Annotated in this window: 18 protein-coding genes and 2 tRNA genes; 9 read left to right on the plus strand and 11 right to left on the minus strand. The window is 68.5% G+C overall.

Features of this window, described 5'->3' with window-relative positions:
* Nucleotides 1-7: 7 nt before the first annotated feature.
* From C7H73_RS10490 to purL, 6 genes are all read right to left on the minus strand, one after another.
* The gene (locus tag C7H73_RS10490) at nucleotides 8-1,360 is read right to left on the minus strand and encodes an efflux RND transporter periplasmic adaptor subunit (protein WP_106846599.1); all 1,353 of its coding nucleotides are present in this window, start codon (nucleotides 1,358-1,360) and stop codon (nucleotides 8-10) included.
* Between the two features lie 197 nt (nucleotides 1,361-1,557).
* The gene (gene egtB, locus C7H73_RS10495; RefSeq protein WP_405124758.1) at nucleotides 1,558-2,874 is read right to left on the minus strand and encodes an ergothioneine biosynthesis protein EgtB; all 1,317 of its coding nucleotides are present in this window, start codon (nucleotides 2,872-2,874) and stop codon (nucleotides 1,558-1,560) included.
* A 56-nt stretch (nucleotides 2,875-2,930) separates the two neighbouring features.
* Nucleotides 2,931-3,929 carry an L-histidine N(alpha)-methyltransferase gene (gene egtD / locus C7H73_RS10500; protein WP_106846601.1) on the minus strand — a complete coding sequence of 333 codons (999 nt, stop codon included), beginning with the start codon at nucleotides 3,927-3,929 and terminating at the stop codon, nucleotides 2,931-2,933.
* Between the two features lie 333 nt (nucleotides 3,930-4,262).
* On the minus strand, nucleotides 4,263-4,883 hold the full coding sequence (locus tag C7H73_RS10505) for an OmpW/AlkL family protein (protein ID WP_106846602.1): 621 nt from the start codon (nucleotides 4,881-4,883) through the stop codon (nucleotides 4,263-4,265).
* 129 nt (nucleotides 4,884-5,012) lie between these two features.
* Nucleotides 5,013-5,990, minus strand: a complete 978-nt coding sequence (locus tag C7H73_RS10510; protein WP_106846603.1) for a DUF808 domain-containing protein — start codon at nucleotides 5,988-5,990, stop codon at nucleotides 5,013-5,015.
* A 130-nt stretch (nucleotides 5,991-6,120) separates the two neighbouring features.
* Nucleotides 6,121-10,146: a phosphoribosylformylglycinamidine synthase gene (gene purL / locus C7H73_RS10515; protein ID WP_106846604.1), complete on the minus strand. Its 4,026-nt coding sequence runs from the start codon at nucleotides 10,144-10,146 to the stop codon at nucleotides 6,121-6,123.
* Nucleotides 10,147-10,303: 157 nt separating this feature from the next.
* Between purL and map the strand changes: the two genes are divergently transcribed.
* The 5 genes from map to C7H73_RS10540 all read left to right on the plus strand — a co-directional run bounded on the left by map (nucleotide 10,304) and on the right by C7H73_RS10540 (nucleotide 14,570).
* Nucleotides 10,304-11,119: a type I methionyl aminopeptidase gene (gene map / locus C7H73_RS10520; protein ID WP_106846605.1), complete on the plus strand. Its 816-nt coding sequence runs from the start codon at nucleotides 10,304-10,306 to the stop codon at nucleotides 11,117-11,119.
* 40 nt (nucleotides 11,120-11,159) lie between these two features.
* Nucleotides 11,160-13,778 carry a [protein-PII] uridylyltransferase gene (locus tag C7H73_RS10525; RefSeq protein ID WP_106846606.1) on the plus strand — a complete coding sequence of 873 codons (2,619 nt, stop codon included), beginning with the start codon at nucleotides 11,160-11,162 and terminating at the stop codon, nucleotides 13,776-13,778.
* Between the two features lie 119 nt (nucleotides 13,779-13,897).
* Nucleotides 13,898-14,317, plus strand: coding sequence for a YbaN family protein (locus C7H73_RS10530; RefSeq protein WP_106846607.1), 420 nt, complete (start codon nucleotides 13,898-13,900; stop codon nucleotides 14,315-14,317).
* Nucleotides 14,318-14,360: 43 nt separating this feature from the next.
* Nucleotides 14,361-14,436 (plus strand) — tRNA-Asn (locus tag C7H73_RS10535).
* Between the two features lie 58 nt (nucleotides 14,437-14,494).
* A tRNA-Asn gene (locus tag C7H73_RS10540) sits at nucleotides 14,495-14,570 on the plus strand.
* Between the two features lie 88 nt (nucleotides 14,571-14,658).
* Here the strand turns inward: C7H73_RS10540 and C7H73_RS10545 are convergent.
* Nucleotides 14,659-14,964, minus strand: coding sequence for a hypothetical protein (locus C7H73_RS10545; RefSeq protein ID WP_106846608.1), 306 nt, complete (start codon nucleotides 14,962-14,964; stop codon nucleotides 14,659-14,661).
* Between the two features lie 173 nt (nucleotides 14,965-15,137).
* Here C7H73_RS10545 and C7H73_RS10550 point away from each other — a divergent pair, with 173 nt between their 5' ends.
* Nucleotides 15,138-15,539 (plus strand): BLUF domain-containing protein, encoded by a 402-nt coding sequence (locus C7H73_RS10550; protein ID WP_106846609.1) that lies wholly within the window; start codon nucleotides 15,138-15,140, stop codon nucleotides 15,537-15,539.
* Nucleotides 15,540-15,651: 112 nt separating this feature from the next.
* Here the strand turns inward: C7H73_RS10550 and icd are convergent, their stop codons facing one another.
* Entirely contained in the window at nucleotides 15,652-16,911 is a 1,260-nt protein-coding gene (icd, locus tag C7H73_RS10555) for an NADP-dependent isocitrate dehydrogenase (protein ID WP_106846610.1), read from the minus strand.
* Between the two features lie 226 nt (nucleotides 16,912-17,137).
* Here icd and C7H73_RS10560 point away from each other — a divergent pair, with 226 nt between their 5' ends.
* Both C7H73_RS10560 and C7H73_RS10565 read left to right on the plus strand, forming a co-directional pair.
* The gene (locus tag C7H73_RS10560) at nucleotides 17,138-17,365 is read left to right on the plus strand and encodes a hypothetical protein (protein WP_106846611.1); all 228 of its coding nucleotides are present in this window, start codon (nucleotides 17,138-17,140) and stop codon (nucleotides 17,363-17,365) included.
* A 98-nt stretch (nucleotides 17,366-17,463) separates the two neighbouring features.
* Entirely contained in the window at nucleotides 17,464-17,934 is a 471-nt protein-coding gene (locus C7H73_RS10565) for a DUF192 domain-containing protein (RefSeq protein WP_405124759.1), read from the plus strand.
* A 96-nt stretch (nucleotides 17,935-18,030) separates the two neighbouring features.
* Here the strand turns inward: C7H73_RS10565 and C7H73_RS10570 are convergent, their stop codons facing one another.
* The 3 genes from C7H73_RS10570 to xseA form a co-directional block, all read right to left on the minus strand.
* The gene (locus C7H73_RS10570; RefSeq protein ID WP_106846612.1) at nucleotides 18,031-20,268 is read right to left on the minus strand and encodes an NADP-dependent isocitrate dehydrogenase; all 2,238 of its coding nucleotides are present in this window, start codon (nucleotides 20,266-20,268) and stop codon (nucleotides 18,031-18,033) included.
* Nucleotides 20,269-20,577: 309 nt separating this feature from the next.
* The gene (locus C7H73_RS10575; RefSeq protein ID WP_106846613.1) at nucleotides 20,578-21,162 is read right to left on the minus strand and encodes a superoxide dismutase; all 585 of its coding nucleotides are present in this window, start codon (nucleotides 21,160-21,162) and stop codon (nucleotides 20,578-20,580) included.
* Nucleotides 21,163-21,281: 119 nt separating this feature from the next.
* Nucleotides 21,282-22,613, minus strand: a complete 1,332-nt coding sequence (gene xseA / locus C7H73_RS10580; protein ID WP_106846614.1) for an exodeoxyribonuclease VII large subunit — start codon at nucleotides 22,611-22,613, stop codon at nucleotides 21,282-21,284.
* A 341-nt stretch (nucleotides 22,614-22,954) separates the two neighbouring features.
* Here xseA and C7H73_RS10585 point away from each other — a divergent pair, with 341 nt between their 5' ends.
* Nucleotides 22,955-23,587 (plus strand): MotA/TolQ/ExbB proton channel family protein, encoded by a 633-nt coding sequence (locus C7H73_RS10585; protein WP_106846615.1) that lies wholly within the window; start codon nucleotides 22,955-22,957, stop codon nucleotides 23,585-23,587.
* Nucleotides 23,588-23,598: the final 11 nt, after the last annotated feature.

The following is a 23,598-nucleotide window of genomic DNA, read 5'->3' on the forward strand; positions in this document are numbered from 1 at the left end:
AGCCGCGTTACTGCGCCGCAGCCGATGCGGGTGCCTGCGCCGGCGCCGAAGCGCCCGCGCGGGGCGCCCCCCGGCCGGCACGCGAGGCGCCATCGGCCGGGCGCGAGGCACCGGCGCGCGCGCCCTCGGCCGCCCCGCGGCGCCTTGCGCCGCCGGCCGCGGCCTGGCCAGCCAGCTGCACCTTGCCGCCGTCCTTGACGCGGTCGCCGCCCTCGGTCACCACCTGCTCGCCGGCCTGCAGGCCCTGCGTGACGAGCACCCGGTCCACCGTGGCCATGCCGCGCACCACGGGGCGCATGCGCGCCACCTGCTCCTCGTCGATCACATAGACGTAGTCGCCCTGCGGGCCGGTGCGCACCGCCGTCACCGGCACCAGCAGGCCGCTTTGCGAGCCCAGCTGCAGCCGGGCGTTCACGAACTGGTTGGGGAACAGCGCCCCATCGGCATTGGCAAAGCGCGCCTTGGCGCGCACCGTGCCGGTGGCGGCGGTGACCTGGTTGTCCAGCGTCAGGAAGCGCCCTTCGGCCAGCGTGGCGCTGCGCGCGCGGTCCAGTGCGGTCACGGGCAGCGCGCCCTGGCGCTGGGCGGCGCGCACGTCGGGCACGCGGTCCTGCGGCACGGAGAACACCACGTCGATGGGCCGCACCTGGGTGATGGTGGCAATGCCGGTGCTGGTGCCGCTGCTGACCAGGTTGCCCGGGTCCACACTGCGCAGGCCGATGGTGCCATCGATGGGTGCGCGCAGCGTGGTGTAGTCCAGGTTGAGCTGGGCCGTGCGCTCGCTGGCGCGGTCGGACAGCACGGCAGCGTCCAGCTGCTGCACCAGCGCGGCCTGGGTGTCCAGCGTCTGGCGGGCGATGGAGTCCTGCTTCCACAGCTCCTGGTATCGCGAGAGCGTCACGCGCGCGGCAGCCAGCTGGGCCTCGTCGCGGGCGGTCTGGCTCTTCGCCTGGGCCAGCGCCTGCTCGTAGGGGCGCGGGTCGATGCGCGCCAGCACCTGGCCCTTCTTCACATTCTGGCCTTCGGTGAACAGCACCTCGGTCAGCACGCCCGAGACTTGCGGCACCAGCGTGGCGGTGACGGACGGCGTGACCGTGCCTAGCGCATCGATGAGGACGGGCAGCTCGCCCTGCTGCGCCCGCGCCGCGCCCACGGTGACGCTGGCCATGGCCGCGAAGGCGGCCGGCCCGGCCGGCGCGCCCGGGCGGCCGGGCGGCGCGGCGGGGCCCTTGGCACGCTGCACCAGCAACCAGGCCGTGGCGGCCAGGGCGGCGATCAGTGCCAGCGTCAGCACGAGGGCCCGCCAGCGGCGGCGTGGGCGCACGGGGGCGGGCAAGGAAGCGTTGTCTGGGTCAGTCATGCGGCAAGGCGAGGGGAAACCGTGGTGGGGCGTGGGCCATCCTAGCAGCCGCTGCGGCGTGCGCGAGGGCTGCGCCGGCCGCGGCATTGCAGCCCTTCATTACAAGCCAGAACGCCGCCAGGGCGCGCCAATCAAGCGCCAGCAGCTATGGTTTTTGACTGTCTTGCCCAACCATTGACAGCATCTTTACCCCGCCTTTACCGCACGTCGCGCGCCAGGCGCAGGCCCGAGAACTGCCAGCGCGCGCCGGCCGGAAAGAAGTTGCGGTAGCTGGCGCGCACATGGCCGGAGGGCGTGGCGCAGGAGCCGCCGCGCAGCACGTACTGGTTGACCATGAACTTGCCGTTGTACTCGCCCACCGCGCCGGCGGCGGGCGTGAAGCCGGGGTATGGCGCATAGCTGGACTGCGTCCACTCCCACACGTCGCCAAACAGCTGGGCCGGCTGGCCTTCGGGCACGTCCGCCGGCGCGGGCAGCGGGTGCAGCACGCCCTGGTCCGCAAAGTGCCCGGACAGGCAGGGCGTGGCGCTGGTGGCGGCGGCCTCCCACTCGGCCTCGGTGGGCAGGCGCGCGCCGGCCCAGCGAGCATAGGCGTCGGCCTCGTAGTACGACAGGTGCACCACCGGCTGCGCGGGCACCAGGGGCTGGCGGCCGGCCAGGGTGAATTCGCACCAGCCGTGGCCGTCCTGGCGCCAGTACAGCGGGTGGCCGATGCCCTGGCTGGCGCGCCAGTCCCAGCCTTCGGCCAGCCAGTGGGCGGGCTCGCCATAGCCGCCGGCCATCACGAAGGCCAAGTATTCGGCGTTGGTCACCAGCCGGGTAGCCAACTCGTAGGGCTGCAGCCAGACCGGGTGGCGCGGGGTCTCGTTGTCAAAGGCAAAGCCTATGCCGTCGTGGCCGATGTGCACCAGGCCGCCCTCGAAGCGGCGCCAGCGCACCAGCGGCGCGGCAGGTGGTGGCGGCGGCGCGGCGGGCGGCGCCTGGTAGGCGGGCCAGGTGGGGTTGCACGACAGCAGGTGCTTGATGTCGGTCAGCAGCAGCTCCTGGTGCTGCTGCTCGTGCTGAAGGCCCAGCTCCAGCAGGCCCGCCACCTCGGGCGCCAGGGGCTCGCGCTGCAGCAGCCGCTGCATGCGCGCGTCCACATCGTCGCGCCAGGTCAGCACGGTGGCCAGGTCGGGCCGGGTGAGCAGCCCGCGCTGCGCGCGCGGGTGCTGCGCGCCCACGCCCTGGTAGTAGGAGTTGAACAGCACGCGGAACTCGGGGTCGAAGGGCGCGAAGTCTTCTTCGTGCGCCTCCAAGATGAAGGTCTCGAAGAACCAGGCCGTGTGCGCCAGGTGCCACTTGGCGGGGCTGGCCTCGGTCATGGACTGGGCGCCGCAGTCCTCGGGCGACAGCGGCTCGGCCAGCCGGAGGGTGGCCGCGCGCACCGCGGCGTAGCGCTGGCAGGCGCTGGCGTGCGGAGCGCCGGCGGGCTCGGGGGCGTCCAGGGGCATAGCGCTGGCGGACAGGCGCATGGGGTTTTCTCCTCGTGTTCTTTGCGATTTTTGTGTTCTTGGCGGCCCGGGCGGCCTCAGGCGCGGGCGTGCACCAGGGCGTACCAGTCGCGCTCGTCCGTCCAGGCCTGCGGCTGCGTGAAGCCGGCGCGTTCCAGCAGATCGACGAAGGCGGGCAGCGGGTACTTGTAGCTGTTCTCGGTGTGGATGCGCTCGTCTGCCGCAAAGCTGCGGGTGCCACCAGGCCAGCGCACCTGCTGCGGGCCGCAGGCGGCCAAGTGCATCTCGATGCGCGATTCGACCGTGTTGAAGAAGGCCTCGTGGCGCCACTGGGCCGGCTCGAAGTCGCTGCCAATGAGCCGGTTTACGTGGGTCAGGATGTTGCGGTTGAACTGCGCCGTCACGCCGGCCGCGTCGTCGTAGGCGGCCTGCAGCACGGCCGCGTCCTTGGGCAGGTCGATGCCGATCAGCAGGCCGCCGCCCTGCCCTTGCGCCAGCGCGTGCATCTGGCGCAGCAGCGCCAGGGCGGCGGGCGGGTCGAAGTTGCCAATGGACGAGCCCGGGTAGAACACCAGCCGCCGCGCCTGCGGCACGTCGCGCGGCAGCTCGATGGCGGTGGTGATGTCGCCGCCCACGGCGCGCGCGTCCAGCCCCGGCAGCGCGGCACGCAGGCGTGCGACGCTGCCTTCCAGATAGTCGGCGGAGATATCCACCCCCACGAAATGCGTGGCGCCCAGCAGTCGGCACAGCACCTGCGCCTTGTCGCAGCTGCCGGCGCCGGGCTCGATGACCACGCCGCCACGGCCCACGGCCTGGGCAATCGCCTGGGCGTGGCGGCGCAGCACGGCTTGTTCAGTGCGCGTGGGGTAGTACTCGGGCAGGCGGGTGATGGCTTCGAAGAGCCGCGAGCCGCGCTCGTCGTAGAAGTATTTGGGAGAGATGCTGGCCGGCCGGCCCAGCAGACCGGCGATGACCTGCGCCCGCTCGGCCGGCGGGGCCAGGGGCTGTGCCGCGCCGGCCGCGCTCCGGGGTGGGGTGGGACTGGTAGCGTGCGGGGTGGCGAGGGAGGCAGACATGGCCTGCGAGCATGGGCCGGGCCTGCGCTGCGCGGCGCAGGCCTGCAGCCGCCATCCCGGTAGGACGGCCGCGCAACTTGCAGCGCGACCCTTGCAGGGCGGGTCCGGGCGTGCCAGGGCGCCGTCCTCAGGCTATCAAATCAATAGCTGCTGGCGCTTGACTGGCGGGCGCTGGAGCCAAAAAACGCTTAAAACCCGAGAGTGCCGTGCCGGCCGCAAAACAACAAAAAAAGGGCCGGCACCCAGGCGCCGGCCCATCCCACCATGAAGAGCCGCAGTGGCTGCGGCGCGGTCAGCTTCTTTGTAGTTGTTCGGAGCAGGAGCGCAGCGCGCTCAGAAGCGCCAGCCCAGGCCCACGCCGGCCAGCACCGGGTTGACCTTGAAGGTGCCGGCCTTGGCACCGCCGGCGTACACATCGGTGCTGATGAACACCTTCTTCACGTCCAGGTTCAGGTACAGGTTCTTGGACAGCCGGATGTCCACGCCCACCTGCAGCGCGCCGCCCCAGCTGTTCTTGTCGATGCTGGGGCTCAGCGCTGCCTGCACGGCGGGCTCGAAGCGCACGCCGGAAAAGCGCGTGTAGTTCACGCCGGCGCCCACGTAGGGCTTGAAGCCGCTGAAATTGGTGAAGTGGTATTGCGCCAGCAGCGTGGGCGGCAGGTGCTTGAGGGTGCCGATCTGGCCCAGGCCGTCGGCGCGCAGCTTGTGCTTTTGCGGGTAGGTCAGGATCAGCTCGGCGGCAATGTTGGGCGTGAAGAAGTAGCTCACATCCAGCTCGGGGATGACCTTGTCGTTGACCGACAGGCCCAGGCCCGTGCTGTCCTTGTTGGCGCTGTCCAGGTTCACGGCGCGCACGCGCACCATGAACGGGCCTTCAGAAGTGGACTGTTGCGCGAAGGCGGCGCCCGAGGTCATCGCGCAAACGGCAGCCAGGGCCAGCAGGGTCTTGTGCATAGTACTTTTCGTATCCGTTGAACACGGGGACGACCCCCGTGCCATGAATTAGGCCCACGAGCAAATTGCTCAGGATTGCGTGAGATCAAGCTTTGCGGCCAGCGACGGCCGTCCAAGCAGGTGGGGCACTCAGGCCTTGCCGCGCAGCCGCTGCACCAGCGTCCACACGCCCAGCGCCACGGCGCCGACCGCGGCGCCCACCAGCGCGCCCAACAGGTGCGTGGCGAGGAACTCCCAGACACCACCCAGCGGCCAGCCGGCGAGCTTCGCGCCGGCCGATTCGATGGCGTGGGCCAGCGGAGGCACGCCGTGCACGATGATCCCGCCGCCCACCAGGAACATCGCGGCCGTGCCGGCCACGGCCAAGCCCTTCATCAGCTTGGGTGCCGCGGTGACCAGCGTCTGGCCGATGCGGCAGGCCAGGCGGCCGGGCATGCGCGTCAGCCACAGGCCCACGTCGTCCATCTTCACGATGCCGGCGACCAGGCCGTACACGCCCACGGTCATGAGCACCGCGATGGCCGAAAGCACCATCACCTGCTGCATGAAGTCCGCCTGCGCCACGGTGCCCAGAGTGATAACAATGATCTCGGCTGAGAGGATGAAATCGGTGCGGACGGCGCCGCGCACCTTGGACTTCTCCAGCCGGGCGATGTCGGCCGCGCTGGCCGCCTTGCCGCCCACGCGCTCCAGTGCCGCCTCCGCCCGGTCGGCGGCTGGCGCGCCATGGTGCGCCAGCTTTTCCACGCCCTCCAGACACAGGTAGGTGCCGCCCAGCATCAGCAGCGGTGTGATGGCCCAGGGCGCAAAGGCGCTGATCAAAAGCGCCGTGGGCACCAGGATGGCCTTGTTGATCAGTGAGCCGCGCGCCACGGCCCAGACCACGGGCAGCTCGCGGTCGGCACGCACACCGCTGACCTGCTCGGCGTTCAGCGCCAGGTCGTCGCCCAGCACGCTGGCCGTCTTCTGCGCCGCCACCTTGGTCATGACGGAGACATCGTCGGCCATGGCAACGCTCTTGCGCGCCGCCATCTTGGACATGAGGGCCACGTCGTCCAGGATGGTGGCGATGTCGTCGAGCAGGGTGAGAAGGCTGGCGCCGGCCATACAAAAATGCTCCGCAAAGACAGGGAAAAAGGTCGCCGATTTTGAATAAAAAAAGCTTCCAGCGCTTGTCGGACAAGCGCTGGAAGCTATCTTTTTAGTAGCCTCACGGAAGGCCTGGGGCGGGTCTTTTTTACGCGACCCAGCGGCGGGCATTGCGCCACAGGCGCATCCAAGGGCTGTGCGCATCCTGCCCACCGGTGGCGGCCAGATCGGTCCAGCTCATCTGGATGTTGCGGAACACCCGCTCGGGGTGCGGCATGAGCGCGGTGAAGCGCCCGTCCGCCGTGGTCACGGCCGTCAGGCCGCCAGCGCTGCCGTTGGGGTTGAAGGGATAGCGCTCGGTGGGCTGGCCCGCGTTGTCCACGAAGCGCAGGCTGCGCAGCACGCGCTCTTCGTTGCCGCGGTACTGGAAGTTGGCATAGCCCTCGCCATGCGCCACGGCAATCGGCAGGCGGCTGCCCGCCATGCCGGCGAAGAAGAGGCTGGGCGAGTCCAGCACCTCGACCTGCGACAGGCGCGCCTCGAACCGGTGGCTCTGGTTGGTGGTGAAACGCGGCCAGTCCTGCGCGCCGGGGATGATGTCGGCGAGTTCCGCGAACATCTGGCAGCCGTTGCACACGCCCAGGCCGAAGGTGTCGGTGCGGGCAAAGAACTGCTGGAACTGCTCGGACAGCCGCGGGTTGAAGGTGATCGAGCGCGCCCAGCCGATGCCCGCGCCCAGCGTGTCGCCATAGCTGAAGCCCCCGCAGGCGACGATGCCGGCGTAATCCTTGAGCGCGGCACGGCCGGCCTGCAGGTCGCTCATGTGCACGTCGAAGGCCTCGAAACCGGCTTCGGTGAAGGCGTAGGCCATCTCCACGTGCGAGTTCACGCCCTGCTCGCGCAGCACGGCAACGCGCGGGCGGGCCGTGTGGACGAAGGGCGCAGCCACGTCCTCTTGCGGGTCGAACGTCAGGTGCACGTGCAGGCCCGGGTCTTGCGGGTCGCCGGCGGCGGCGTGTTCCTGGTCGGCGCACGCGGGGTTGTCGCGCTGCTGGCAGATCTTCCAGCTGACGGCGTCCCAGACCTGGTGCAGGTCCGCCAATTGCGCGGCGAAGATTTTCCTGGCGTCGCGCCAGACCTGCAGCTCGCCCTTGCCCTCGTCCATGGCGCTGGACAGCGGGCGCGTCTTGCCGACGATGTGGCTGCATGCGGCCAGGCCGTGCGCGCGCAGCACCTGCATGACCTGGTCGCGCTGCCCCGTGCGCACCTGCAGCAGTGCGCCCAGCTCCTCGTTGAACAACGCGCGCAGGGTGAGTTCCTCGCGCCGGCCGCTGACCTGGCTCGCCCAGTTCTTGGCGTCGCCGGTCTCCATGCGGCTGTCGGTGATGCCATCGCCTTCGGTGACCAGCATGTCCACGTTCAGCGCCACGCCCACGTGGCCGGCAAAGGCCATCTCGGCGGCCGCGGCCAGCAGGCCACCGTCGCTGCGGTCGTGGTAGGCGAGGATCAGGCCGCCCTGGCGCAGGGCGTTCACGGCATCGACCAGGGCGATCAGGTCTTTCGCGTCGTCCAGATCGGGCACGGCGCCGCCGGCCTGGCCCAGCACCTGCGCCAGGATGGAGCCGCCCATGCGCATCTGGCCGCGCGCCAGGTCCACCAGCACCAGCGTGGTGTCCTCCTCCTGGGCATCGAGCTGGGGCGTGAGCGTGCCGCGCACGTCCTGCAGCGTGGCGAATGCCGTGACGATCAGGCTGACGGGCGAGGTGACCTTCTTTTGCGCGCCCGTTTCATCCGTCCACTGCGTGCGCATGGACAGGCTGTCCTTGCCCACCGGGATGGAGATGCCCAGCTGCGGACACAGCTGCATGCCCACGGCGCGCACGGTCTCGTACAGCGCGGCGTCTTCACCGGGCTCGCCACAGGCGGCCATCCAGTTGGCCGACAGCTTCACGCGCGGCAGCTCGATGGGCGCCGCCAGCAGGTTGGTGATGCTTTCCGCCACGGCCATGCGGCCAGAGGCCGGGGCGTTGATGGCGGCCAGCGGCGTACGCTCGCCCATGGCCATGGCCTCGCCGGCAAAGCCGACGTAGTCCGCCAGCGTCACGGCCACGTCGGCCACCGGCACCTGCCAGGGGCCGACCATCTGGTCACGGTGCGTGAGACCGCCCACCGTGCGGTCGCCGATGGTCACCAGGAAGCGCTTGCTCGCCACCGTGGGGTGGGCCAGCACGTCGATCACGGCCTGCTGCAGCGCCACGCCGTCCACGTCCAGCGGCGGCACCTCGCGCGTGACGCTCTGCACGTCGCGGTGCATGCGCGGGGGCTTGCCCAGCAGCACGTCCAGCGGCATATCCACGGGCAGGCGCTGGGCCTGGCCGGCGGGGGCAGCGGTGTCTTCCAGGACCAGCTGGCGCTCGCCGGTGGCCGTGCCGATCACGGCGAACGGGCAGCGCTCGCGCTCGCAGAAGGCGGTGAACTGCGCCAGGGATTCCGGCGCGATGGCCAGCACGTAGCGCTCCTGGCTTTCGTTGCTCCAAATCTCCTTGGGCGCCAGGCCGGACTCCTCCAGCTGCACGGCGCGCAGGTCGAAGCGCGCGCCGCGGCCGGCGTCGTTCACCAGCTCGGGGAAGGCGTTGGACAGCCCGCCCGCGCCCACGTCGTGGATCGCCAGGATGGGGTTGGCCTCGCCCTGCTCCCAGCAGTGGTTGATGACTTCCTGGGCGCGGCGCTCGATCTCGGGGTTGCCGCGCTGCACGGAGTCGAAGTCCAGCTCGGCCGCGTTGGTGCCGCTGGCCATGGAGCTGGCCGCGCCGCCCCCCATGCCGATGCGCATGCCGGGCCCGCCCAGCTGGATCAAGAGCGTGCCGGCAGGGAACTCGATCTTCTTGGTCTGGCGCGCGTCGATGGAACCTAAGCCACCGGCGATCATGATGGGCTTGTGGTAGCCGCGCAGCACGCCTGCGATCTGCTGCTCGTACTCGCGGAAGTAGCCCGTCAGGTTGGGCCGGCCGAACTCGTTGTTGAACGCGGCGCCGCCCAGCGGGCCCTCGGTCATGATTTGCAGCGGGCTGGCGATGTGCTCCGGCCGGCCGACGTCGCTGCCCCACAGCTTGGAGACGGTGAAACCCGCCAGGCCTGCCTTGGGCTTGGAGCCGCGCCCGGTGGCGCCCTCGTCGCGGATCTCGCCGCCCGCGCCGGTGGACGCGCCGGGGAAGGGTGAGATGGCCGTGGGGTGGTTGTGCGTCTCCACCTTCATCAGCACGTGCTGGGTCGCACTATGTTTTTGATAGCTGGGTGCGCTTATCTGGTCTGCGAAAGAGTCGAATTTGGCAAAGAACTGCTCGACCTGGCTGCCTTCCATGATGGAGGCGTTGTCGGCATAGGCCACGATGGTGTGCTGGGGCGAAGTGGCCTCGGTGTGGCGAATCATGCCGAACAGCGATTTCTCCTGCGGCATGCCGTCGATGGTGAACTGGGCGTTGAAGATCTTGTGCCGGCAGTGCTCGCTGTTGGCCTGGGCGAACATCATCAGCTCCACGTCGGTGGGGTTGCGCCCCAGCCTGCCGAAGGCCTGCACCAGGTAGTCGATCTCGTCTTCGGCCAGCGCCAGGCCCCAGGCACTGTTGGCCGCCTGCAGCGCCGCATGGCCGCCGGCCAGCACATCGACGAAGGCCATGGGCTCGGCCTGCAGCTCGGTAAAAAGCTGCTGCGCCTGCTCCACGCTTGTCACCACCGATTCGGTCATGCGGTCGTGCAGCAGCGCGGCGATCTGTGCCAGCTGCTCGTGCGACAGCTCGGGCGTGCCCGACAGCAGGCCGCCCTTGAGGCTGATGCGGTACTCGGTGATGCGCTCGATGCGCCGTACGGCAAGGCCGCAGTTGTGCGCGATGTCGGTCGCCTTGGACGCCCAGGGCGAGACGGTGCCCAGGCGCGGCGTGACATACAGCACCGCGCCGTCGCTCGGGCCGCAGTAAGGGTCGCCATAGGTCAGCAGGGCCGCCAGGCGCGAGCGGTCGGCAGCGCCGGGCGCGCCCTCCTGCGCCACCAGGTGCACGAAGCGCGCGGCGATGGCCGTGATCTTGGGGTGGATGGCCGCCAGCGAGGGCTGCAACTGCTGGGCGCGAAAACTGGTGAGGGCATTGCCGCCCTCGATCGAAGTGATGTGCAGGGTCACGGTAGCGGCCTGTGTGATGGGCGGCGCGAAGCGCGGTGAAAGCCCGCAGGCGCCGGGCCGCTGACTGGGGCCGGTGCGCCCAGCGGGCTTGGTTGCTGGGAACCCGGCATTTTAAGCCGCCCCACCCGGGGAAAGCCCCAGTGGGATAATTTGCCGCATGAGCATCACCACCAAAGACGCCCGGGGTATCGCGGGCATGCGCGAGGCCGGGCGCCTGGCCTCCGAAGTGCTGGACACCATCACGCCCCACATCAAGCCGGGCATGACAACCAACGACGTGGACCGCCTGGCCGCCGAGTGCATGGCCGCCCAGGGCACGCGCTCGGCCACGCTGGGCTACCAGCCGCCGGGCTACCCGCCGTATCCGAAGTCGCTGTGCACGTCGCTGAACCACGTGGTCTGCCACGGCATTCCCAACGACAAGCCCCTGAAGAAGGGCGACATCATGAACGTGGACGTCACCGTCATCACCCAGGATGGCTGGTACGGCGACACCAGCCGCATGTTCCTGGTGGGCGAGTGCTCCATCGCTGCCAAGCGCCTGGTCAACCTGACCTATGAGGCCATGTGGCTGGGCATCCAGCAGGTCAAGCCCGGCGCGCGCCTGGGCGACGTGGGCCACGCCATCCAGAAGTTTGCCGAAGGGCACGGCCTGTCGGTGGTGCGCGAATTCTGCGGCCACGGCATCGGCGACAAGTTCCATGACGAGCCGCAGGTGCTGCACTATGGCCGCCCCGGTACGGGCGAGACGCTGATCCCAGGCATGACCTTCACCATCGAGCCCATGCTCAACATCGGCCGGCGCGAGGTCAAGGAGCACGGCAACGACGGCTGGACCATCGTCACCAAGGACCACAGCCTGTCGGCGCAGTGGGAGCACACGGTGCTGGTGACCGAGACCGGCTTCGAGGTGCTGACCATCTCGCAGGGCTACCCCGCCCTGCCCGCCTTCGTGACTGCCACGACGACCTGACAGCCCGGCGCGGCGCCCGCCTCCTCGACTTTCGCGCGCCATGCCGCGTCCCCCCAACCCCGTCGCCGCCGACATCACCGCGCTGCGCCAGGCCTACCAGACCGACAAGGCCGCGCTGGTGGCCACGTTGCTGGCGCCGGGCGCCTCCACCCGCGGCATCCGCAGCCTGCTGCGGCGCCTGTCCTGTCTGGCCGACCGCCAGCTGTGCGCCCTGTGGCGGCGCGCCGGCCTGCCGCGCGGCATGGCGCTGGTGGCGGTGGGCGGCTATGGGCGTGCGCAGCTGTTTCCGGCGTCCGACATCGACGTGCTGGTGCTGCTGCCAGGCGGCGCGCAGGATGCGGCCGCCAGTGCCGCCATCGAGGCCTTCATCGGCAGCTGCTGGGACGCGGGCCTGGAGATCGGCGCCAGCGTGCGATCCGTGGCCGAATGTCTGGCCGAGTCCGCCGCCGACGTGACGGTGCAGACGGCGCTGCTGGAGTCGCGCCGCGTGTGCGGCAGCGCCGCGCTGTTCGCCCAGCTGCGCCAGCGCTACGCCGCGCAGATGGACGTGCAGGCCTTCATGGTCACCAAAACGCTGGAGATGCGCCAGCGCCACACCAAGCACGAGAACACCCCCTACGCGCTGGAGCCCAACTGCAAGGAATCGCCCGGCGGGCTGCGCGATCTGCAGCTCATCCTGTGGCTGGCGCGTGCCGCGGGGCTGGCAAGCAGCTGGCGCGAGCTGGCGGCCCACGGCCTGGCCACGCCTTTCGAGGTGCGCCAGATCGAGCGCAACGAGGCGGTGCTGTTTCTCATCCGCGCCCGGCTGCACGCCCTGGCCGGGCGGCGCGAGGACCGGCTGGTGTTCGATCTGCAGACCGCCGTGGCCGAGACCTTCGGCTACGGCCCGGGTGCGGCCGATGGTGTGCGGGCGCCGGTGCGCGCCAGCGAGGCGCTGATGCGCCGCTACTACTGGGCCGCCAAGGCGGTGTCGCAGCTCACGCAGATCCTGCTGCTGGACATCGAAGAGCGCCTGGCGCCCCAGCCCACGCCGCGGGTGCCCATCAACGAGCGCTTCCTGGACCGGGGCGGGCTGATCGAGGTGGCCAGCGACACGCTGTACCTGGAGCAGCCCCGCGCCATCCTGGAGACCTTCCTGCTGTACGAGACCACGCCGGGCCTCACGGACCTGTCGGCGCGCACGCTGCGGGCGCTGTACAACGCCCGCCCGGTGATGGACGCGGGCTTTCGCCGCGACCCGGCCAACCGCGCCCTGTTCATGCGCATCCTGCGCCAGCCCGCGGGCATCACCCACGCCATGCGGCTGATGAACCAGACCTCGGTGCTGGGGCGCTACCTGTGGCCCTTTCGGCGCATCGTGGGGCAGATGCAGCACGACCTGTTCCACGTCTATACGGTGGACCAGCACACGCTGATGGTGCTGCGCAACGTGCGCCGCTTCTTCATGGCCGAGCATGCGCACGAATACCCCGTGTGCTCGCAGCTGGCCGCCGGCTGGGACAGGCCGTGGATCCTGTACGTGGCCGCGCTGTTCCACGACATCGGCAAGGGCCGCGGGGGCGACCATTCGCACATCGGGGCGCTGGAGGCGCGGCGCTTTTGCCGCCAGCACGGCGCCCACGGCATCGCGCGCGAGGACGCGCAGCTGATCGAGTTCTTGGTAGCCGAGCACCTGACCATGAGCCAGGTGGCGCAAAAGCAGGACCTGTCCGACCCGGAAGTCGTCGCCGCCTTCGCGCGCCGCGTGGGCGACGAGCGCCGGCTCACCGCCCTGTACCTGCTCACCGTGGCCGACATCCGCGGCACGTCGCCCAAGGTCTGGAGCGCCTGGAAGGGCAAGCTGCTGGAAGACCTGTACCACGCCACGCTGCGCACCCTGGGCGGGCGCGCGCCCAACCCGGCCGCCGAGGTCGAGGCGCGCCGGCGCGAGGCGCTGATCCTGCTGGCCCTGCACTCCATGCCGCACGAGGCGCACAAGCGCCTGTGGGCGACGCTGGACGTGAGCTACTTCATGCGCCACGAGGCGGCCGACATCGCCTGGCACGCCCGCCACCTGTCGCGCCACGTGGGCTCGGGCGTGCCCGTGGTGCGCGCGCGCCAGTCGCTGGCGGGCGAAGGGCTGGAGGTGCTGGTCTATGCGCCGGACCAGAGCGATCTGTTCATGCGCATTTGCGGCTACTTCGACCAGGCGGGCTTTTCCATCCTGGACGCGCGGGTGCACACCGCCAGCGACGCCCATGCGCTGGATACCTTCCAGGTGGTGGCGCGCGACCAGCCCGGCGCCTACCGCGAGCTGATCCACATGGTGGAGAGCGAGCTGCTGCGCGCCCTGACCGCGCCCGCGCCGCTGCCCGAGCCGCGCCCGCGGCGGCCGTCGCGGCGCGTGCGCAGCTTTCCCATCGCCCCGCGCGTGTCGCTGCGCCCGGACGACCGGGGCCAGCGCTGGCTGCTGTCGATCACCGCAGCCGACCGCGCTGGCCTGCTGTACGTGGTGGCGCAGGTGCTGTCGCGCCACGGCCTGGGCATCCAGCTGGCCAAAGTGAGCACCCTGGGCGAGCGGGTGGAAGACACCTTCTTGCTGCAAGGCCCGCAGCTGCAGAGCAGCGCCCGGCAGATCCAGATCGAGACCGAGCTGCTGCGTGCGCTGGCCGATGAGTGAGGGCCGGAATCGTGCAGCTATGGTATTGATAGCTGCCAGCGCTTGCCCCACAAGCGCTGGAGGCATTTTTCCTTGTATTTTTACAGGCAGGACTGCAGGCATGGGCACAATCGCAGGCCATGCCTGAGCCGCACGACCCGCTACCCCCCATGCCCCAGCACCCGCCTCTGCCGCGGCCCATGCGCTGGTTGCTGCAGGCCTTCGCCGTGCTGTGTCTGGTGATGGGCGCCATCGGCGTCATCGTGCCCGGGCTGCCCACCACCGTGTTCATCCTGATGGCCGCCTGGGCCGCCGCGCGCAGCTCGCCGCGCCTGCATGCCTGGCTGTGGCGCCACCGGCTGTTCGGGCCCATGCTGCGCAACTGGGCCGACGGCGGGCGCGTCAGCCGCCGCGCCAAGTGGAGCGCCACCATCCTCATGGCGCTGTGCGCCGCCATCTTGCTGTGGACCAGCGCTCCGCGCTGGGCCGCCACCACGGCCTGTGTCTGCATGGCCTGCGTGCTGGCCTGGCTGTGGCGCCGGCCCGAGCCCGGCCGCTGACGCCGCGAGGGCCCGTTTTTTCTGTATATAATCGCGGTCTTGTTCCTCGATAGCTCAGTCGGTAGAGCGCCGGACTGTTAATCCGTAGGTCCCTGGTTCGAGCCCAGGTCGAGGAGCCAAGAAAGACATCGCAGCCCTGCCAAAAGTACAGGGCTGTTTCAATAAGAAAACCGACATTCCTCAATAGCTCAGTCGGTAGAGCGCCGGACTGTTAATCCGTAGGTCCCTGGTTCGAGCCCAGGTTGAGGAGCCACTTCAAAGGCCGTCCTGATTTCTCAGGACGGCCTTTTTGCTTGGCTGGTCCGGGCGCTGACTCGCACCCGGGCGCCAAGCCATCGCCCCTACGCGATGCGTACCTCGAAGTACGCCTCCTCTGCCTCTCCGATCTGTGACAGCGCCCGCTCGCGCGCCTTGCCCGCGGCCTTCTGCCAGCGCCCCGCCAGCGCCTGGTCGGCATCGGTCATTGCGTCGGCATCTTCAAGCGACAGGACGGCGGCAAGCGTCTCGGCCACCTGCCCAGGCCCGCCCAGCGCGCGCTCCAGCTCACGGGCGTAGCGGGTCTCGGCCGTTATCCGGGCATCCGCCGGCAAACTGGATGGGGCGTCGCGCAGGGCGACGGTGTAGAGGGACTCGGCGACGGTTTCCATGGTGGTTCCTGGGGTTGCTGATACTGTATTAATTTACAGTATTCTCACCCACTTCGTGGACACTGAAGGTCTGCGCTGCATGACTGATACATTGGCCTGCCCGCCAAGGACGTCATGCGTGAGCCTCTGTCGACTTCCAACCCTCCCTGCAGAACCGATCAAAGGCCCTCACCATGAACAACGAAGTGCTGTCCCAGTTCGCCTACCACAGCACCCTGGCGGGCGGCCATGGCGCCACCTGTGTGGGCGCCATCATCAAGGCCGCCCGGGCCTTCAATGCCACGCACGGAATCACTGGCGTGCTGCTCTTCGACGGCGAGCGCTTTTGCCAGTACATCGAGGGAGCGCCGGGCGCGCTGGACACGCTCGTCAGGCGCATCCGCCGCGATGCGCGGCACAAGGACGTGGTCACCCTGCTGCACGAGCCCCTCTATGGCGGCAGGCGCTACCCGAGCTGGTCCATGGCCTTTTCCGACGTGGACGAAGACGCCATCATCGGACAGATGATGGCCAGCACGCCCCATGCGGCGCTGGCGCTGCTCAAGGACAGGCATTTGACACTGGATATCGGCTGAGGCGGCATGGCACGGCGTGACAGCCATGCGATGGCGAACAACCAAAAAAACCCCGGCTTGTCGAGGGCCGGGGTTCTCGGAGTGGGGCGCCGCGCGCCCCTGTGCAACCGCTTTACATGTGGTCGATCATGACCTGGCCGAAGCCTGAGCAGCTGACCTGCGTCGCACCCTCCATCAGGCGCGCGAAGTCATAAGTCACCTTCTTGCTCAGGATGGCCTTTTGCATCGACGAGATGATCAGGTCGGCGGCTTCCGTCCAGCCCATGTGGCGCAGCATCATCTCGGCCGACAGGATCTCCGAGCCCGGGTTGACGTAGTCCTTGCCGGCGTACTTGGGCGCCGTGCCGTGGGTGGCCTCGAACATGGCCACCGAATCCGACATATTGGCCCCTGGCGCGATGCCGATGCCGCCTACCTGGGCGGCCAGGGCGTCCGAGACGTAGTCGCCGTTCAGGTTCAGCGTGGCGATCACGCTGTACTCGGCCGGGCGCAGCAGGATCTGCTGCAAGAAGGCATCGGCAATGCTGTCCTTGATGGTGATCTCCTTGCCGGTGCGCGGATTCTTCAGGCGCATCCACGGGCCGCCGTCAATCAGCTCGGCGCCGAACTCCTTGGCCGCCAGGCCGTAGCCCCAGTCGCGGAAGGCGCCTTCCGTGAACTTCATGATGTTGCCCTTGTGCACCAGCGTCACGCTGGGCTTGTCCTGGTCGATGGCGTATTGAATGGCTTTGCGCACCAGGCGCTCCGTGCCCTCGCGCGAGACCGGCTTGATGCCGATGCCCGAAGTGTCGGGAAAGCGGATCTTGGTCACGCCGAACTCGTCCTGCAGGAACTTGATGAGCTTTTTCGCCTTGTCCGATTCGGCCTCGAACTCGATGCCCGCGTAGATGTCCTCGGAGTTCTCGCGGAAGATGACCATGTGGGTCTTCTCCGGCTCTTTCACCGGCGAGGGCACGCCCTTGAAATACTGGATGGGGCGCAGGCAGACGTACAGGTCGAGCTGCTGGCGCAGCGCCACGTTCAGCGAGCGGATGCCCCCGCCCACCGGGGTGGTCAGCGGCCCCTTGATGGATACCACGTACTCGCGCACGGCGACCAGGGTTTCTTCAGGCAGCCATACATCCGGGCCATAGACGCGCGTGGATTTTTCCCCGGCATAGACCTCCATCCAGTGGATGCGCCGCTTGCCGCCGTAGGCCTTGGCCACCGCTGCATCAACCACCTTGAGCATGACGGGAGTGATGTCCGCCCCCGTGCCATCGCCTTCGATGAAGGGAATGATGGGCTGGTCGGGCACGCTCAGCGACATGTCGGAATTGACGGTGATCTTCTGGCCTTGCTCGGGCACCTGGATGTGCTGGTAACTGCTCATGTGCGGAGGTCTCCGTGGGAATGCTGTGAACAAATGACGAACGGGAATCATGCAGGAAAGCCCGCACCCGAAGCGGCCTGCCGCCGGCGCAGGCAACGGGAAATTCTAGCCACTGGCCCTGCGGGCCCGCGTCAACGGCCAGGGATGCAGCTCCGTTGTGTACGGGCGGCGCAGCAAAGCGCCGTGCAAATCCACCTCATCCCTTCCACTTCGGAACCTGGCAATCATGAAAAAGCTTTTCGCCGCATTGACAGCCGGCCTGCTGGCCGCCGGCGCCTGGGCACAAGCCCCGGCAGCGCCTGCCGAGGCTCTCGCCCCGGCCGTGAGCGCCACCCCTGCAGCCCCCGCCCCCGAGGCCAAGGCCCGCGCGCCCAAGGTGGCCAAGACCCACAAGGCCACACACAAGAAAGTGGCCAAGAAGCACACCAAGAAGGCAGCCAAGCACATCGCCTGAGCCTTCCGGCTCATCGCACAGCCCGCAAAATGGCAGCTTGCGCCCTTGCGGGCTTTTTCCATTGCGGCTGTTGATTGCCGTTGCGCCCTGGCACGCCCTTGTCCTCTTTCCTGATCCGAACGCTCCTTTCCACCCTCGCGCCAGCCCTGGTGGCGCTGCACGGCGGCCCGGCCGCCGCGCAGTCCGGCCCGCAGCTGGATCTGCCCCGCGTGGAGCTGGCGGCCGGCATGCACCGCATCGACGCCCAGGTGGCGCGCACGCCCGAGCAGCGGCAGGTCGGCCTGATGCTGCGCAAGAGCATGCCGGCGCACGAAGGCATGCTGTTCACCTTCGAGCAGCCAGCCACGCAGTGCTTCTGGATGAAGAACACCCTGCTGCCGCTCACGGCCGCCTTCGTGGCCGACGACGGCACCATCGTCAACCTGGCGGACATGCAGCCGCAGACGGAAGAGTCGCACTGCTCCGCCAAGCCCGTGCGCTACGTGCTGGAGATGAACCAGGGCTGGTTCGCCCAGCGCGGGCTGAAGGCTGGCGCGCGCCTGTCCGGCAGCCCCTTCTCTGGCAAATAACCCGCTTGCTGGCGGCAAAAAAAGGCCGGCTGCCTTTGCGGGCAGCCGGCCTTTATGCCTGGTCTCACAGCCGCCCCTGCGGGCGGCCCGGGTGCATCAGGCAACCATCTTTTGCAGCACCGCGTTGAAGGTGCTGCTCGGGCGCATCACCGCCTGGAGCTTGGACAGCTCGGGCAGGTAGTAGCCGCCGATGTCTGCCGGCTTGCCCTGCACGGCGTTCAGTTCATCGACGATCTTCTGCTCGTTGTCGGCCAGCGCCTGGGCAAAGGCCGCGAACTGGGCGGCCAGCTCCTTGTCCTCGGTCTGCGCAGCCAGGGCTTCGGCCCAATACAGCGCCAGGTAGAAATGGCTGCCACGGTTGTCCAGCTGGCCGGTCTTCGGGCTCGGGCCCTTGTTGTTGTCCAGCAGCTTGCCCGTGGCAGCGTCCAGCGTCCGGGCCAGCAGCTTGGCGCGCGGGTTGTTGTTCTTGATCCCCAGGTCTTCCAGCGACACGGCCAGGGCCAGGAACTCGCCCAGCGAATCCCAGCGCAGGTGGTTTTCTTCCGTGAGCTGCTGCACGTGCTTGGGCGCCGAGCCGCCCGCACCCGTCTCGTACATGCCGCCGCCGGCCATCAGCGGCACGATGGACAACATCTTGGCGCTGGTACCCAGCTCCATGATCGGGAACAGGTCGGTCAGGTAGTCGCGCAGGATGTTGCCCGTGGCGCTGATGGTGTCCTGGCCGCGGATCACGCGCTCGAGCGTGTAGCGCATGGCGCGCACCTGGCTCATGATCTGGATATCGAGGCCCGAGGTGTCGTGCTCGTGCAGGTACATCCTGACCTTGGTGATGAGCTCCTTCTCGTGCGGGCGGTAGGCGTCCAGCCAGAACACCACCGGCATGCCCGAATTGCGCGCACGCGTGACGGCCAGCTTGACCCAGTCGCGAATCGCTGCGTCCTTGGTCTGGCACATGCGCCAGATGTCGCCGGCCTCGACGTTCTGGCTCATCAGCACCTCGCCCGTGTGCAGGTCGGTGATGTTGGCCACGCCGTCTTCGGGGATCTCGAAGGTCTTGTCGTGGCTGCCATATTCCTCGGCCTGCTGGGCCATCAGGCCCACGTTGGGCACGGTGCCCATGGTGCGGGGGTCGAACGCGCCGTGCCACTTGCAGAAGTTGATCATCTCCTGGTAGATGCGGGCGAAGGTCGATTCGGGCATCACGGCCTTCACGTCCTTCAGGCGGCCGTCCGGGCCCCACATCTTGCCGCCGTTCCTGATCATGGCGGGCATCGAGGCGTCCACGATGATGTCGTTGGGCGAGTGGAAGTTGGTGATGCCGCGGGCCGAGTCCACCATGGCGAGTTCCGGGCGGTTCTCGTGGCAGGCGTGCAGGTCGCGCAGCACTTCGTCGCGCTGGGCGCTGGGCAGCGTTTCCAGCTTGTCGTACAGGTTGACCATGCCGTTGTTCACGTTCACGCCCAGCTCGTCAAACAGCTTGGCGTGCTTTTCGAACGCGTCCTTGTAGAAGATGCGCACGCAGTGGCCGAAGACGATGGGGTGCGAGACCTTCATCATTGTGGCCTTGACGTGCAGCGAGAACATCACGCCGGTCTTGCGCGCATCCTCGATCTGCTTTTCATAGAACTCCAGCAGCGCCTTCTTGCTCATGAACATGGAGTCGATGACCTCGCGGTCTTTCAAGGCCACTTTGGGCTTGAGGACGATGGTCTTGCCGCTCTTGGTGATCAGCTCCATCTTCACTTCGCGCGCGCGGTCCAGCGTCATAGACTTTTCGCCATGGTAGAAGTCGCCGTGGTGCATGTGCGAGACGTGTGAGCGCGAGGCCTGGCTCCAGTCGGCCATGCTGTGCGGGTTCTTGCGGGCGTATTCCTTGACGGCCTTCGGAGCCCGGCGGTCGGAGTTGCCCTCGCGCAGCACTGGGTTCACGGCGCTGCCGATGCACTTGTTGTAGCGCGCGCGGATGGCCTTTTCTTCTTCCGTCTTCGGATCCTCGGGGAAGTCGGGAATGGCATAGCCCTTGTCCTGCAGCTCTTTGATGGCGGCCATCAGCTGCGCGACGGAGGCGCTGATGTTGGGCAGCTTGATGATGTTGGCGTCGGGCTGCAGCGTGGTCTTGCCCAGCTCGGCCAGGTAGTTGGGCACCTTTTGCCCGTCACCCAGGCATTCGGGGAATTCGCCCAGGATGCGCGCGGCCACCGAGATATCGCTCTCGGCCACGTTGATGCCGGCCGGCGCAGCAAAAGCGCGCACGATGGGCAGCAGCGAAGCCGTAGCCAGGCGCGGAGCCTCGTCGGTCAGGGTGTAAATGATGGTCGGTTGTTGGGTGCTCATCCGTGTCTCTCAAGGTCAGAAAAAACGCAGGGTTTGGCGGTCTTGCGTGCCGGCGCGTGGCCTTTGGCGCGACGGCTTTGGATTGTGCGCGACGGCGAAGGTGGAACTCTCGTTTTTTGCAACGGAATACCGCCATGCAAAATTTAACGCCTGCAGCCTGCAGTTTTTTCACCCTTTGCCGCCTTCTCGGAGGGGCCCTTGCCCTATCGCGCAGGAAAAAGGGCCCTGGAATCGCTCCCAGGGCCCTCGTGCCGGCCGCGCTGCCCGCAGGGCCCGAGGGCTGCGCGGCCGCGGCGGTCAGCGTGCGTCTCAGCCAGCGAAATTGGCTTCGGCGAACTTCCAGTGGGCCAGCTTGTCCAGGAAGGTCTCGACAAAGCGCGGGCGCTCGTTGCGGTAGTCGATGTAGTAGGCGTGCTCCCACACGTCCACCGTCAGCAGCGCCTTGTCTTCGGTGGTCAGCGGGGTGCCGGCGGCGCCCATGTTGACGATGTCCACGCTGCCGTCCGCCTTCTTGACCAACCAGGTCCAGCCCGAGCCGAAGTTGCCGGCAGCGCTCTTGACGAAGGCTTCCTTGAAGGCGCCGTAGCTGCCCCATTTGGCACGGATGGCGTCCGCCAGCGCGCCCGAAGGCTCGCCGCCGCCGCCCGGGGTCATGCAGTTCCAGAAGAAGGTGTGGTTCCAGATCTGCGCGGCGTTGTTGTAGATGCCGCCGCTGGACTTCTTCACGATCTCCTCCAGGGGCATGTTCTCGAACTCGGTGCCCTTTTGCAGGTTGTTCAGGTTCGTGACATACGCCTTGTGGTGCTTGCCATGGTGGTACTCCAGCGTCTCCTGGCTGTAGTGCGGCGCCAGCGCGTCGATCGGATAGGGCAGCGGCGGCAGGGTGTGTTCCATGGTGGTTCCTTCTCGTTAGGGATGAGGTCGGCCGCCGGCGGTCCGGCGGAGCGAACAGGCCATTGTAGGAAACAGCCGCGCGTTTCGCTGTAGGCAGGGGCCGGCACTGGCACGCGGCGCTACAGCAGGCGCGGCTGGGCGACGGTCAGGTCCACCTGGCCATGCGCCAGCGTGGCACGCAGCGCGTCGCCGGTGCGCAGGCCGGCTGCGTCGGCCACCGTGCGGCCCCGGTCGTCGGTGAGCACCGCGTAGCCGCGCTCGAGCACGCGCTGCGGGTTCAGCAGCGACAGGCGCAGCGCCAGCTGCTCCAGGCGCTGGTCCTGGCGCTGCAGGCCCTGCGCCAGCTTTCGAGGCAAATCGGCCTGCAGCGCTTGCTGGTCATGCGCCAGGCGCTGCAATTTCAATAGCACGGCATGGCGCATGCGCTGCGCCAGCCGGGCCAGCTGCAGCTGCTGACGCGCGGCCAGGCCCGAGGGCCGGCCCAGGCGCTGGGCGGCCATGTCCAGGCGCTGCAGGCGCTGGTCGATCTGGCGCTGCACGCCGTCCGCCAGCCGATCGGCCAGCAGCTGCAGCACCCCCAGCCAGACTTCGCGCGGTTGTGCCACCAGCTCGGCGGCGGCGGTGGGTGTGGGCGCGCGCAGGTCGGCACAAAAATCGGCGATGGTGAAGTCCGTCTCGTGCCCCACGCCGCTGATGAGCGGCACCGGGCTTTGCACCACCATGCGCGCCACGCGCTCGTCGTTGAAGGCCCACAAATCCTCGATGGAGCCGCCGCCGCGCACCAGCAAGATGGCATCGATGGACGGCGCGCCGTCAACCGCCAGATCAGGCTCAGCCGCGCGTCCCTGCTGCGCAAGCAGATACAGTTTTGATAGCGCCTCGCAGATCGACGCTGGCGCCTGTGCGCCTTGCACCAGGGCCGGCACCAGCACCACGGGGATGTGCGGCACGCGCCGGCGCAGCGCGGTGACCACGTCGTGCAGCGCGGCCGCCCCGGGCGAAGTGACGATGCCGATGCCGCGCGGCAGGGCTGCCAGCGGACGCTTGCGGGCGCCGTCGAACAGGCCCTCGGCCTCCAGCTTGGCTTTCAGCCGCAAAAATTCCTCGAACAGCGCGCCCTGCCCGGCGCGGCGCATGTCTTCGACGATCAGCTGCAGGTCGCCGCGTGCCTCGTACACGCCCAGCTTGCCTACCACTTCGACCAGCTCGCCGTCGCGCGGCGAAAAATCCAGCTGCTGGGCGGCGCGGCGGAACATGGCGCAGCGGATCTGCCCATCCCGGTCCTTGAGCGTGAAGTAGCAGTGCCCGCTGGCGGCGCGCGAAAAGCCGGTGATCTCGCCGCGCACCGCCACCGGGTTGAAGCGTGCCTGCAGCGCGTCAGCAATGGCGCGGCATAGCGCCCCAACCTGCCATACAGGCCGCGCCAGGCCTGGGTTTTCCGGCTCAAACATAGGCGGGGCCTGCCTTTGCGGGCGATTGCCACGGGCCAGTAGTCCACAGCAAACGGCCAGCGGCGCACGATGCGCGCACTCGGGCGTGTACCACGCTGCGGCGCCTGGCGGGATTACAAGTCATTGATTTGAAAAAGATTTTTGCCGCTGAAAATTTCATCGGACCACCGCAGCCCCCGAGCGGCGCGGACCTGCGGGCATTCACCAAGGGGTTGCCCACAAAGTTATCCACAGAAACGGTGGATAAGCCACGCTGCAGATGCGATGGCGCGGGCCGCAAAGGCCTGTGTGCGCTGCGCCATAATCGCCCGCTGCCTTCCCTAGCCTGAGTGGAGTGAGAATTGCTGTCGATCATACAAGCCGCCGGCTGGCCTATCTGGCCGCTGCTCGCGTGTTCCGTGCTGGCGCTGGCGCTGGTCATCGAGCGCTTCGTCGCGCTCAAGACCGCCCGCGTCGCCCCCCCGAAACTGCTGGATGAGGCCATCTCGGTCTCCTCCAAAGGCCTGCCTGCGCCGGATACGGTGAACCAGCTGGCCCAAAGCTCCGCGCTGGGCGAGGTGCTGGCCGCCGGCCTGCGTGCCCGTGCCCATCCCGGCGCCACGGACGCGGACCTGCGCGCCGCCATGGAGGGCGCCGGCCGCGCCGCCGCCCACCGGCTGGAGAAATACCTGAGCGCGCTGGCCACGATCGCCTCGGCCGCGCCGCTGCTGGGACTGCTGGGCACGGTGGTGGGCATGATCGAGATCTTCGGCTCGCAGGCCGGCAGCGGCGCCGCCGGCATGGGCGGGGGCAACCCCGCGCAGCTGGCGCACGGCATCTCGGTGGCGCTGTACAACACCGCCTTCGGCCTGATCGTCGCCATCCCGGCGCTGATCTTCTGGCGCTACTTCCGCAGCCGCGTGGACGCCTACCTGCTTACCCTGGAGCTGTCGGCCGAGCAGTTCGTGCGCCATCTGGCCCGCCTGCCGCGCTGAATCCAGAGCGT

It is taken from the genome of Pulveribacter suum (genome assembly GCF_003013695.1).
Classification (GTDB): Bacteria; Pseudomonadota; Gammaproteobacteria; order Burkholderiales; family Burkholderiaceae_C; genus Melaminivora; species Melaminivora suum.